10 protein-coding genes and 1 pseudogene are annotated in these 12,963 nt (G+C 37.2%); 1 reads left to right on the top strand and 10 read right to left on the bottom strand.

From position 1 onward, the window contains the following. The 4 genes from kdpC to RRY75_RS03070 form a co-directional block, all read right to left on the bottom strand. Nucleotides 1–606 carry a potassium-transporting ATPase subunit KdpC gene (kdpC, locus tag RRY75_RS03085; protein ID WP_332491183.1) on the bottom strand — a complete coding sequence of 202 codons (606 nt, stop codon included), beginning with the start codon at nucleotides 604–606 and terminating at the stop codon, nucleotides 1–3. Between the two features lie 143 nt (nucleotides 607–749). Continuing rightward, complete coding sequence (kdpB, locus tag RRY75_RS03080) at nucleotides 750–2,822, bottom strand: potassium-transporting ATPase subunit KdpB (RefSeq protein WP_332491185.1); 2,073 nt, start codon at nucleotides 2,820–2,822, stop codon at nucleotides 750–752. Nucleotides 2,823–2,835: 13 nt separating this feature from the next. Next, a complete protein-coding gene (gene kdpA / locus RRY75_RS03075; RefSeq protein WP_332528221.1) occupies nucleotides 2,836–4,572 on the bottom strand; it encodes a potassium-transporting ATPase subunit KdpA in 1,737 nt (578 codons plus the stop codon). A 201-nt stretch (nucleotides 4,573–4,773) separates the two neighbouring features. Further along, complete coding sequence (locus tag RRY75_RS03070; RefSeq protein ID WP_332527254.1) at nucleotides 4,774–5,013, bottom strand: thioredoxin family protein; 240 nt, start codon at nucleotides 5,011–5,013, stop codon at nucleotides 4,774–4,776. 441 nt (nucleotides 5,014–5,454) lie between these two features. Here RRY75_RS03070 and RRY75_RS03065 point away from each other — a divergent pair, with 441 nt between their 5' ends. Beyond that, complete coding sequence (locus tag RRY75_RS03065; RefSeq protein ID WP_332491189.1) at nucleotides 5,455–7,023, top strand: extracellular solute-binding protein; 1,569 nt, start codon at nucleotides 5,455–5,457, stop codon at nucleotides 7,021–7,023. A 301-nt stretch (nucleotides 7,024–7,324) separates the two neighbouring features. On the opposite strand, the gene RRY75_RS03060 is transcribed toward RRY75_RS03065, so the two are convergent. The 6 genes and pseudogenes from RRY75_RS03060 to RRY75_RS03035 form a co-directional block, all read right to left on the bottom strand. Continuing rightward, the gene (locus tag RRY75_RS03060; protein WP_332491191.1) at nucleotides 7,325–8,161 is read right to left on the bottom strand and encodes a MerR family transcriptional regulator; all 837 of its coding nucleotides are present in this window, start codon (nucleotides 8,159–8,161) and stop codon (nucleotides 7,325–7,327) included. Between the two features lie 214 nt (nucleotides 8,162–8,375). Continuing rightward, nucleotides 8,376–8,495: pseudogene (locus RRY75_RS14255) on the bottom strand (LysR family transcriptional regulator); the annotation flags it as partial. Between the two features lie 121 nt (nucleotides 8,496–8,616). Then, on the bottom strand, nucleotides 8,617–9,942 hold the full coding sequence (locus RRY75_RS03050) for an MATE family efflux transporter (protein ID WP_332491193.1): 1,326 nt from the start codon (nucleotides 9,940–9,942) through the stop codon (nucleotides 8,617–8,619). A 109-nt stretch (nucleotides 9,943–10,051) separates the two neighbouring features. After that, on the bottom strand, nucleotides 10,052–10,714 hold the full coding sequence (locus tag RRY75_RS03045; RefSeq protein WP_332491195.1) for a potassium channel family protein: 663 nt from the start codon (nucleotides 10,712–10,714) through the stop codon (nucleotides 10,052–10,054). A gap of 10 nt (nucleotides 10,715–10,724) precedes the next feature. Further along, entirely contained in the window at nucleotides 10,725–12,065 is a 1,341-nt protein-coding gene (locus tag RRY75_RS03040) for a TrkH family potassium uptake protein (protein WP_334309871.1), read from the bottom strand. 124 nt (nucleotides 12,066–12,189) lie between these two features. After that, on the bottom strand, nucleotides 12,190–12,879 hold the full coding sequence (locus RRY75_RS03035) for a YjjG family noncanonical pyrimidine nucleotidase (RefSeq protein WP_332491198.1): 690 nt from the start codon (nucleotides 12,877–12,879) through the stop codon (nucleotides 12,190–12,192). Nucleotides 12,880–12,963: the final 84 nt, after the last annotated feature.

The raw sequence follows: 12,963 nt of genomic DNA, 5'->3' as shown, positions 1-12,963 counted from the left end.
TTATTGTAAAATACCATCCAATATCAAATTAACGTTCAAAACGTTGACTACTTTCTCGCCAAACACACCTAAGAACGCCTTTTGCGTAGCTTGTTCAATAGCCTCTTCTACAGCATCTGTTTCAATACCTCTTGCTTTTGCAATACGTTCCACTTGATAAGTAGCTGCCGCCATACTAATATGAGGATCCAGTCCACTGCCTGAACAGGTTACAAGGTCCACAGGAACTTGTTTCACCTGTGTATCTGGATGTGCCGCTTTAATCTTTTCTACTCTTTCGGCTACAAGTGCTGCATATTCTTCACTAGCAGGACTTAAATTAGAAGGGGTTGCATACATCACAGGCTGACCTTGTTCATCTACATAAGTACTTGTGTCCACATTCATAATGCGCCCCCACATATACTCATTTCCTACAAACTGCTGTCCTAGTAATTCACAACCATACTTTTTGCCATCTACTTCAATAATACTTCCATTCGCCTGCTCTTTAAAAACAACTTGGCTCACCCCTGTCACTGCCGCTGGGTATATAAACCCACATAACACCGTAAACAGAATAACCAATCCAATTACCTTTGGTAATACTTCTTTGATAAGCTTCATCACTTTGACCTCCATCACTTGCAACTTTTTTATTTCTTGACTTTTTATCTATGACTTTATTTTTTTCTTCTATATAATGGTGTGTTTTACAGACCATTATTTTTCACTTATAGGACTCAACGCCTTTTAAACCATTTTAATCCTTAGGCTACAATGCCTAAGGCTACAATAAGCATATCAATAAGTTTGATAAAAATAAAAGGTGTAATCATCCCACCTACTCCATAAACCAAAAGGTTCCGTCCAAGCAATCGCCCAGCTGAAACTTCACGATATTTTACACCTTTAAGCGCAAGTGGAATCAATGCAATAATGACAAGGGCATTGTAGATAATGGCGGAGAAGATTGCACTCTCCCCACTGTGTAACCCCATAATATTCAAGGCGCTAAGTCCTGGATACAAGCCCATAAATAACGCTGGAATAATCGCAAAGTATTTAGCTAAGTCATTCGCAATACTAAAGGTGGTTAAACTCCCCCTTGTCATTAGAAGCTGTTTGCCAATACGTACAATTTCGATAAGTTTAGTAGGTGAAGAGTCCAAATCCACCATATTCCCAGCTTCCTTAGCTGCTTGTGTTCCTGTGTTCATAGCCACCGCTACATCGGCTTGAGCAAGTGCTGGTGCATCGTTGGTTCCATCCCCTGTCATAGCTACCAAATGACCTTTAACCTGGAAGTCCCGAATCATCGCAAGCTTCCCTTCAGGTGTAGCCTCTGCTAAAAAGTCATCTACTCCTGCCTCTGCTGCAATTGCTGCGGCTGTCAGTGGGTTATCACCTGTTATCATAATGGTTTTAATCCCCATCTTACGAAGATCTGCAAATTTTTCCTTAACGCCTTTTTTAATAATGTCCTTTAAGAAGATAACGCCTAAGATTTCGTAGTTTTTAGAAACAACTAACGGTGTTCCTCCTTGATTGGCGATCTGGGTTACAACTTCATCGCATTGCCTACTATAAATACTACCTTGAGCTTCTACATATTGCTTGATAGAATCCGCAGCCCCTTTACGAACTTCTATGCCCTTTAAGTTGACCCCACTCATTCTAGTCTTTGCGGAAAAAGGTACAAACTCTGCATGAAGTTCACTTAAATTTCTTTCACGAATACCAAATCGTTCTTTCGCTAAGATCACTACACTACGCCCTTCTGGTGTTTCATCAGGCAAAGAAGAAAGTTGCGCAGCATCGGCCAGCTCTTCTACACAATGACCGTCTACAGGTATAAATTCACTTGCCTGTCTATTTCCAAGTGTGATTGTACCTGTTTTATCTAGCATCAAGATATCTACATCTCCAGCTGCTTCGATTGCACGACCACTCATTGCTAAAACATTGGCTTGGTTGAGTCTACTCATACCTGCAATACCTATAGCTGATAAAAGCGCACCAATAGTTGTAGGTGCAAGACAAACAAGAAGCGCAATCAATGCTGTAATAGATGTTGGATTATCTATTCCTGCTTGTTTAGCTGAAAAGTCAGAATAAGTATAAAGAGATCCCGTAACTAATATAAATATGATAGTTAAAGCCACTAAGAAAATTTGCAAGGCAATTTCATTAGGTGTTTTCTTTCTTGCTGCCCCTTCTACCATGGCAATCATTTTGTCTAAAAAGCTTTCACCTGCTTCACTTGTTATCTGTATCACAATCCAGTCAGAAATAACAGTTGTACCACCCGTTACAGCACTTCGGTCTCCACCTGCTTCACGAATAACCGGTGCTGACTCACCTGTTATGGCACTTTCATCTACGGAGGATGCACCTTCTACCACCTCTCCATCTGCTGGGATTTGCACCCCTGCCTTAACAAGCACTAAATCACCTTTTTTAAGACTTGCAGAAGAAACTACTGTTAAATGATTTTTATCTTCTATAGAAGTCATTCGATATGCATCTACATCCTTTTTAGCTGAACGTAGGGCATCTGCTTGTGCTTTCCCACGTCCCTCGGCTATAGCTTCTGCAAAGTTTGCAAACAAAACAGTAAACCAAAGGATAAGTGCTATCCCAAATATAAATCCTGTTGGGGCATCTTGTATACCCAATAAGGCAAGACCAAATAGACCTGTTGTTAAAATCGCTGATACATACACTAAAAACATTACTGGATTTTCAAGTTGTGTCTTCGGCGCCAGCTTAGTAAAAGAATCTTTAAGTGCACGCATTATCATTTTAGAATCCACCCTATGCTTTGTAGATTGTGTTTTCATTTTCCTAGTCCCCCTAACCTAACATTTGAAAGTACTCTGCAATAGGTCCAAGCGCAAGCGCTGGGAAGAAGCTTAACGCCCCAATAAGAAGTACAACAAAGATTAATAATCCTATAAACATTCCATTGCAAGTTGAAAGTGTCCCCATTGTTGCTGCAATATGTTTCTTTTTCACTAGACTTCCAGCTAATGCAAGCATAGCCATCATCGGTACAAATCTTGCACATAACATCGCAATGCCTATTGTGACATTGATAAACGGTGTATTGGCATTAAACCCTGCAAATGCAGACCCATTATTACCTCCAGCTGAAGAATAGGCATAAAGTATTTCTGAGAACCCATGTGCACCGCTATTGTTAATACTTTCTGCAACCTCTGGCACCATTGCCGCAAGGCCACTCCCAACTAAAATAACAACAGGTGTTGCAAGGCAAGTCAATACTGCCATCTTCATTTCAAAAGGCTCTATCTTCTTTCCTAAATACTCAGGTGTACGTCCTACCATTAAACCCGCCATAAATACAGCTAAAATAGCAAAGCCTAGCATACCGTATAATCCACATCCTACACCACCGAAAATGACTTCCCCCAGTTGTATTTGCAACATAGTCATCATACCACCAAGAGGTGTGTAGGAATCATGCATAGAATTGACTGATCCATTAGAAGCTGCTGTTGTATATGCTGCCCATACAGATGATCCAACAATACCAAATCTAGCTTCTTTTCCTTCCATATTGCCACCAGCTTGCTTATAGGTAGAAAGATCTACCGTACCCTTTCCGGCAAGTTGTGGTGTACCTTGTTGTTCAGCCGCGGCAATACATCCGAGTGCCATCACCAGCATAAGCAGCATTGCCATAAAGATAGCCTTTCCTTGTCGCTTATCTTTGACATTTCTCCCAAAGGTAAAACAAAGTGCAACAGGTATAAGTAATATAGAAAGGACTTCTATTAAATTAGAAAGCCCTGTTGGATTTTCTAAGGGATGAGCTGAGTTTACACCAAAGAATCCACCGCCATTGGTTCCTAATTGTTTAATTGCAATTTGACTTGCTGCAGGTCCCATGGGTACAATTTGTTCAGTTATCTTTCTCCCATCTTCTAATACAATCGGTTCTACAAGTTGTACCGTCTCATAGGGACTAAAGTTTTGTACTACGCCTTGTGAAACAATGAGTAAAGATACAACGATTGATAAAGGCAATAAGACATATAAAACACTACGGGTTAAGTCTACCCAAAAGCTTCCAAGTCCTTCTGTTTTAGTTTTTACAAACCCTCTAATAACTGCAAATAAAACAGCTATACCGCTTGCCGCAGAAATGAAATTTTGCACAGTCAAACCAAACATCTGTGTGAAATAAGATAAACTAGATTCTCCGCTATAGGCCTGCCAGTTGGTATTGGTCACAAAGCTTGCTGTATTATTAAATGCTAAGTGCCAACTCGTTCCAGGTATACCTTGTGGATTAAAAGGTAACAATCCTTGCATCATATGTATAAAAAACAATAAAATAAATCCTACTAAATTGAAAACCCCTACACTCAGTGCATACTTTTTCCAATTCATCTCTTCGCCCTGCTTAATATGCAAAACCTTATAAACAATTTTTTCACAAGATCCAAAGATTTTAGATAAGAACACATTTTCTCCATCCATAACCTTACCTATATAGGCCCCTAGTGGTATGGCTAAAATGACTAATAAGGCTAAATAGAGTCCATACTGCAAAAATGTAAACATACTTTTATTCACTCCTCTTCGTTTATTTCATTTTGCATTTATACTATTTTAGGTTGTTATATTCTAAGTTGTTATATTTTAGTACTCATGCCTCCTTACCCTTGTAGTATATTCAATCTAAAATTAAATAGGTATTAGAGAACAGTCCCCCCACGTTAAAATGGCATTAAAGTGGTTAAAATAAAAATATATTTCATACTCCTATTTTTCTAACAGTGCTAAAATCATTTTCTTCGGCTTAACCCCCTCACTTCTTTCTATGACTTTCCCTTCTTTTACAAACATAAGCGTTGGGATACTTGAGATTTTGAATCGTTCTGCCAGCTCTGGTTCTTCTTCTATATTAATCTTACAAACTTTCACATCAGACTTTTCACTTGCATGAAGTAATTCTTGTTCATAGTTTCTCTTTGTACTTTGCATACTCTTCATATCTTTCACCTCATCAAATAAGTTATTGTGTAATACATTAATAGTTTATGTCATACTTCTTCCACTTTCTGTAACTTTGTCACAAAACTTCTCCTTAACTTTTCCTACGATTTAAGGGTTCTATTTCGCTTTTTTTACACTTTACTTTATATATTTTTTAAATCAAAGTTAACTTTTTTAACTTTACTTAATTTTTTTACTAGTAATATTGCACAAATAAATGCTTGTTTTAAACCTATTTTTTACTCTAATTTGGTTGTTTTTGAACAAAAATTTAAATTTTGTTTACTTTTTGTTTTAAAATGCTTTAATAGTCATCAAGTTTATGTTATTATCTATACATATTAAACAGTCCTTAACTTCCACTTAACTTTTTAAGAACTGTTAACTACAAATATAAAGTGATTACCTTACTTTTTCATTACTTTATAACAAGACAGGAGATCGAATATGACAAAATTTACTAGAGCTTTAACTTTAGCAACTGCTTCAATGCTTGTATTCTCATCAATGACAGGCTGTAGCAAACCAGCAGCAGATGAATCAACAGGTGCAGGAACTACAAAGCAAGAAATCAACTTAACAGGTTACCCTATCGTACAAGAGCGCGTTGACTTAACTGCTTTTGCATATGGTGAACCAGGTGGCGGTAGTTGGGATGACTATCCAGTTTTCCAAGAACTTGCTGAAAAAACAAACGTATTCGTAGACTTTGAAACAGTAAGTGGTGATGGTGCAACTGAAAAACTTAACTTAGTTTTAGCTTCAAACAAACTCCCTGATATCTTCTTCTCAGGTTTAAGTTCATCTATGATCAACAAATATGCTGGAATGGGTCTTTTCACTCCTTTAAATGATTTAATCGATCAATATGCTCCAAATATCAAAGCTGTACTTGATGCAAGACCTGACATCAAAAAAGCAATCACAATGCCAGATGGTAATATCTACTCTATCCCAGCTGTTAATGCTGAAGCTGGTACAGCAACAACTCAACTTTGTATCAACAAAACTTGGTTAGATAAATTAGGTTTAGAAGTACCAACAACAACAGATGAGTTCTACGAAGTATTAAAAGCTTTCAAAACACAAGATCCTAACGGAAATGGTAAAGCTGATGAAATTCCAATGACATACGAACCAGTACCACCATACGATGTGTGGAATGGAGATACTGGTTTCAGTGGTGCTTTTGGTGTTGTTACACTTACAGGAAGCATGATGCTTAACGAAGACGAATCAGAACTTATTTACACACCAATTCAAGATGGTTACAAAGATTACATCAACTGGACAAGCAAACTTTACACAGAAGGTTTACTTGACAAAGAACTTTTCACTCAAGACCACAACCAATACATGGCAAAAAGAAGTTCTGACTACTTAGGTGCTTACCTTACAAATGGTCCTGTAGAAGGTACAGATATTGAATGGATTGCTATCGAACCATTAGAAGGACCAGATGGTCACAAACTTTGGTCACAATTTGACTACGGTATCGATAAAAACCGTGCAATCATCTCTGCAACATGCCAAAATCCAGCTGCAGCAATGCGCTACATCGATTCATTCTTTGATAAAGAACATTCTTTAAAACTTAAATATGGTAACCGTTTAGAAGCTCGTGGCGAACAATGGGAAATCATGCCTAGCCAACCTGGTGTACCAAGTGAATGCCCAGGCCCATACGTTCCAACTATGGAAACACCAGAAATCAAAGCAAATGATCTTATACCAACTAAAGACGGTTTAGCAGCAGATGCAAGACAAGAAATGTACAGACCATTCTTTGCTCCAGCTATTCCAAACATGACTTTAACTCCAGAAGAATCTAAAGAACTTTCTTCACTTCAAACAGATTTACAAGACTTTGTAAATCTTAACAAAGCAAAATGGACAACAGGTCAAAACAGCGCTGATGCTGAATGGGATGCTTATGTAGCTAAACTCAACCAAATGGGATTAGAAAGATACATGGAAATCTACAATGGCGCTTATCAAAGATATTTAGGTAACTAATATACACAAAAAGGAGATGTAGTCATTACATCTCCTTTTTGCTATCCATTTTTATTCAACTGTTACTTATTAAGTTTATACATAGTTATCTTCTGGGGGCTTAGTTTTGTCTTCATATATAATTATTTTGCTTCCTTATCCTCTCCGCCTTACTTAATATTTTTTAGACTTACTTTTTATTATTGACTTCAGTTGGGGTATAGGTGGTGCTGCCTTAGCCACTATTATTGTTCAAGGTGTAATTGCTATTTGGTGTGCCATTTCCCTGACCTAGTCTGACTTCTTAGCAATAACCCTTGGCCTAAGTAATTACCTTTTCTATAAGTTGAATTTGAATTTGCCCAAGAGATTTCTCCTCATTGTTCATCAAATCCATTCTTGTAATCATATAACTCTCATAAAAAGTTTTCCCTACCTGCAGATCTTGCGCTTCAATATAAGTCAAAAGTTGTGCATAATAAGGGCTTGTATTTTTAAAATCATCGTCAAAATTTAAAGTGAGATAGTGACCTTCTGGCAAGACCACTTGCTCTCTTTGTACAACGCTTTTGTTTTCTCCATAACCTATCATCATATGGTCATATGTGAGCTGCTTATCTTGTTTAAACTTCTCATAAGATGTTGCAAAGGCTAGCTCTTTGTGGCCCACCCCGTGTTCTTTCTCAAGATCACGCAATGTCTCAGTCAGCTTAATCTCAAACTCCTCTGTATAGCGTTTTGTATTATTATATTTTATAAAATATCTAGTAGGACAGTATTTTACAAAGACGCTTCCTATCCCCTCATTTAGAGCTGTTTGAATTTTATCTTCTAATATTTCAATATGCTTTTGAATCTGTTGAAGCTCTTCTATCTTCTTGGTAACCATTTCTTTTTGTTTGGTAATGACTTCTAAGATTGCATCTACAGAGGTATGATGGTCCATTAATTCCTTAATCTCATCTAATGTCAATCCCATAGCTTTACACTGCTTAATAAAATCCAACATAATAAAATGCTTCACCGAATAATAGCGGTACTTACTACTTTCATTAATATAAGCCGGCTTCAATAAGCCTACTTTATCATAATGTCTTAGCGTCTGTACGGACACATTATGGAGTTTTGAAACTTCTCCTATACTAAATCTTCTATCCATCTTAGACCCTCCTTTTGAACTTCTTCTATTATATACATTTCCCCTTACTATTTATAGCCTATTCTCACTACCTTATGGTGAACCACTCGCCTAGTATCACTATTTCCTAATGGCAAAAAAAGAGTCTTTCCATTTCACTTGGTGTAATCACTCTTGGATTAGACCCTGTGCAAGCATCTCCTACAGCAAGTTCAGCAATTTTTTCAACTTTAGCTTCTAACTCTTTAATCGATTTACTTAGATTAGGTTGCCCCATATAAAGATGCTCTGCAGCTTTTGTAATAGAACCTGTCTTTTCTACTTCAATGGCATATTTTAAATGAGTTATATTCAAACGCTCACCTTCTTAATGTTTCAAAATAAACAAACCGTGTTAGCGCCCTATTTATAACGTTTCAGAATAGAAAAAAGTGCTATTTTGCTCCTTTAGGGCATCATAGCACTTTCTTTACCTTTTAAGCTTCCATTGCTAGGCTTTCTATTTGGAAGACTTCTTTTGTAGATTTTTTCACATTACCAATCAGTGTAATTGTAATAAGGGTTAACATCTCTGACACAATCGTACCTGCCCAAATCCCATTTCCACCAAACACCATACATAAACCAAACATCGCTAGTGGCAAAAAGACAACAGATCTTAATATACAACTCAAGTTAGAGTACTTTGGTTTTTCTAAAGCTTGGAAGTAAACAAGGGTATTTAGGTTAATACCCACCGCAAAGTAACTAAAACTTGCCATACGAAGTGCTAGATAAGCCAGCTGTGCAATTTCTGGGTCAGTTGTAAAGATTCCAATCAAGCTCGGTCCTAATACAAAACTAATTAACACAAAGGCTCCACTTACAATCGTTGCACTGATACATGTGATTTTGTAAAATCCTAGCATACGCTTACTGTCTCCACGTCCATAGTTGTAACTAATGAGTGGCTGTGCACCTAGGGTTAAACCATAGAGCACCATATAGGTATTCGTTGTAATGTAGTTAATGATACTGTACGCTGAAATACCTGTTTCACCCATATACTTAATCAGCATCACATTGTGAATGAGTACAATCACTGAGTAGCTTGCTTGTGCAAAGAAAGATGGGAAACCAATCTTAGAGAAAGTCTTAAGTTCTTCAAAGTTAAGTTTAATATTTCCAAAAGATAAGTAGCCTTTTTTGCCCATAAAATGAGGTACAAGTACTGCTACTGTAACAATTTGACCAAGGCCTGTAGCAATAGCTGCCCCTTTAATACCTAGTCCAAATTGGAAAATAAAGAGATAGTCTAAAATAATATTTGTGATCGCACCCATAATGGTAGAAATCATGGCAAGCTTTGGTCTTCCATCATTTCTTACAAAGCTACTAAGCACAATTCCAATTAAGTTCGGAATACAGAAGATAGCATAAAACCTTAAGTATTCTGCTGCTAGTCCGCTTAATGTCTCTGTCGCTCCAAGCATTCCTACAATTTGCTTTGTAAAAAGAATACAAACCAAACTGATGATTCCGCTTAAAATAATCAGAAACTTGAAAACTTGTCTAAAAATATTAACTGCCTTGTCTCCATCTCCCGCTCCAATATATTTAGAAACTTGTGACCCACCACCAATAGCAAACATTGATGCAAGTCCAAATAATATAACAGTAAAAGGTAAAACAATGTTGACGGCCGCAAGTGCCATGTCCCCTACACCTTGACCTACAAAAATACCATCAATAACCGTGTAAAGGGATGATATAAACATAGCAAGGGCTGAGGGAATTGCATATTTAAAAAATTCTTTTAACATATTCATTCCTCCCTTTTTCTTTTGCCATGTACTATCTTAAACTCTATTGTTACTATAGAGTCAAGCTTTTTTTATACAAAATAAATACTTGTATGCTTAATAGCTTTACTTAATCCATTTCAAAAGCACTAATACTTTCTTTCTTTCCAATCACCACCACCACATCTGTTTCTTTAAAGACATAGTCTGGAGCAATATCTGTCTCAATGTTTCCTTGTGTACCAATGGCAATGATATTAAGACCATATTGCTTACGCAAATTCGCTCCACTTACAGTCTGACCAATGAGCTTCTCATTCACTTTAATTTCTGATAGCTCTACTTCATTGCTTAACGAAATATAATCTAAGACGTTATGAGAGACAATTTTTTTGGCCACTCTAAGAGCCATATCTCGTTCAGGATAGACCACTTCTGCGCCTATTTTTTCTAACACGCAGCCTTGTTCGTAGCTAATCGCTTTAGCAATCACTTTTGGAACGCCTAAGCTGACCACATTTAAAGTGGTCAAAATACTTACATCTATTTTCTCACCAATGCAGACGACAACTACTTCGCAGTTTTGTATACCGGCCTCTTCTAAGACTTCTTTAGTCAGTTCATTTGCTACAAAGGCATATTGAGTATGGCTTCTAAGTTCTTTTACTTTAGATTCATTTTGGTCAATCACCAATACTTCTTTTCCCAACTCACAGAGCCTTTTAGCCAAAGCCATTCCAAATCGTCCTAAACCGATAATCCCTATTGCTACTGTCTTTTTACTTTTAAACATAGCATTCCTCCTATCCAATCGTTATCATTTCTTCTGTATAATGAAGATTTGACTTATTCTTTACAAACCACAAAGAAGCAATGGTCAAAGGACCAAGTCTCCCGATATACATCACGACAATCAGTAGTATTTTACTCCATCCACTAAGACTTGGCGTTATGCCTGTAGATAAGCCTACCGTTCCAAACGCTGAAGTAACTTCAAACAAGTGTTGCATAAAACTATACTCTGGTTCTAAAACACATAGCAAAAAAGCACCACTACCTACAATGCCTAGAGCCAATAATGTAATAATCGTAGCTTTTACAATCGCCTCATCTGGAATACTTCTTTTAAGAGCTTTACAATGCTGATTAGTTACAACACTTCTTGTAAACTGAATAAGTACGAATACAGTACTCGTTTTAATGCCTCCCCCTGTAGAACCAGGAGATGCTCCAATAAACATTAAAATAGTAAGAATCCAAAGACCTGCATTTGATAACTCTCCAATAGAATAGGTACAAAACCCAGCAGTCCTTGCTGATGTACTTTGGAAAAAGGCTCCAAGCCACGTCATTTCCTCTGTTCCCTTTAAAAACAGAGTACCCATCACTAATAAACTCACTGTTGTAAGGATGACTACTTTAGAATGAAGTGTCAGGTGCTTAAAACCTCTCATCTGGCCTAAATCTAAAATGACCAAAAAGCCTAATCCACCAAATATAATAAGTACGCAGGTGGTCAAATTCAAAAGTAGATTATTTTGATAAGGTATGAGATTTTGAAAGCTACCTAAAATGTCAAAACCTGCATTGTTAAAGGAAGCTATAGAATGAAACATACTAATTCCCAAAGCTTGCCCTGTTGGATAATCTTGGCGAAATACAATAAAGCTTAACAACGCTCCTATTCCTTCAAAAATCAACGTCAAAAGAAGAACAGCTTTTACTAATTTTACAATCCCTTTAAAATTGTTGATGTTCCATGCTTCTCTTACAAGCGTCCTTTGCTTAAATCCTACACGTCTTCCAGCAATCAAAATAAGGCCTACACCTAAGGATGTGACGCCTAGCCCCCCTATTTGAATCAAAATAGCCACAACACTCTGCCCAAAGGCATTGAATGTATCCGCAGTATCTACTACGACCAGTCCTGTTACGCATACTGCACTTGTGGAGGTAAATAAGGCATCTATAAAAGAAACCTGAATCCCTTCATGGCTCGCAATAGGCAGCGTTAATAAAATTGCACCAATTAGAATGACTGTCACAAAACTTAACGCAATCACTTTAGCCGGTGTCATCTTTTTGAAACTAACATGTGCATCCAAGTGTAAGGCCTCACTTTCTATAAAGTTGAAGAAAAGCAGAAAAGACACTCCCTCCCCTTCCTCGGGTAGATTATGCCTTCTCTTGTCTCACCTTCTATTCTAGTATATGAGAGCTCTCTATAATATATATCTAACTTATACTTTAGGAACTATGTAGCCTACTTTAGACTTCTAACCATTGTCTAAGTGCTTCAAAATCACAGACTTCATACATCGGTTGAATCCCTGTTGTATTTTTTACTTGATGAGGGTTATACCAACAAGTATCTATCCCTGCATTGATGCCACCTTGGATATCTGAGGTTAAGCTATCTCCAATCATTAAAACACGCGTACGGTCCACTTGTCCCATTTGACTTAAAATCATATCAAAAATCTGAGCATTGGGCTTAGCCACTTTCACCTCTTCGGAAATGACTACAGCTTCAAAGTAATCTTTTAAAACAGATTGCTTAATCCGGTTATTTTGTACAACACTTAAGCCATTGGTCAAAATCCCCATCCGATAGTCCTTGCTTAATGCCTCAACTAATTTGTCTGCCCCTTTTAATAGGAAAGAACCCTCTCCTAAAGCCTGTAAGTAAGCGTCACTAAATTCCCTTGGGTCAAACTCTAATGCGAGCTTTTCACTTAACCTTTTAAATCTTTCAACTTTTAACCTATCGGGTGTAATAAGCCCTTTTTCTAAGTCTTCCCATACCTTTTTATTAATAGCCCCATAGATTTCTAAATGGTAGCTTGCTTCATAAGGGATAGCAAAGTGTTCAAAAGTTTTTTCAAGCGCATAGCGTTCAGTTTTTTTAAAGTCAAATAAAGTTTCATCTGCATCAAAAAGAATTATTTCGTATTTCATGTCATCCTCCTCTTAAGTGTCATTTTAGTCCTCTCCACTACCTTTAGCAAACGACTTTCCGCCTCTTTAAATCTCCCAACAAAA

The organism is Niameybacter sp., from assembly GCF_036655075.1.
GTDB lineage: Bacteria > Bacillota > Clostridia > Lachnospirales > Cellulosilyticaceae > Holtiella.
This window is presented reverse-complemented; position numbering and strand designations above follow the sequence as displayed.

Bases quoted from the DNA above. Each gene is read 5' to 3' on its own strand.
- kdpB (WP_332491185.1), bottom strand. From the start codon at position 2,822: ATGAAAACACAATCTACAAAGCATAGGGTGGATTCTAAAATGATAATG.
- RRY75_RS03050 (WP_332491193.1), bottom strand. From the start codon at position 9,942: ATGTTAAAAGAATTTTTTAAATATGCAATTCCCTCAGCCCTTGCTATG.
- RRY75_RS03060 (WP_332491191.1), bottom strand. From the start codon at position 8,161: ATGGATAGAAGATTTAGTATAGGAGAAGTTTCAAAACTCCATAATGTG.
- kdpA (WP_332528221.1), bottom strand. From the start codon at position 4,572: ATGTTTACATTTTTGCAGTATGGACTCTATTTAGCCTTATTAGTCATT.
- RRY75_RS03045 (WP_332491195.1), bottom strand. From the start codon at position 10,714: ATGTTTAAAAGTAAAAAGACAGTAGCAATAGGGATTATCGGTTTAGGA.
- kdpC (WP_332491183.1), bottom strand. From the start codon at position 606: ATGAAGCTTATCAAAGAAGTATTACCAAAGGTAATTGGATTGGTTATT.
- RRY75_RS03035 (WP_332491198.1), bottom strand. From the start codon at position 12,879: ATGAAATACGAAATAATTCTTTTTGATGCAGATGAAACTTTATTTGAC.
- RRY75_RS03065 (WP_332491189.1), top strand. From the start codon at position 5,455: ATGACAAAATTTACTAGAGCTTTAACTTTAGCAACTGCTTCAATGCTT.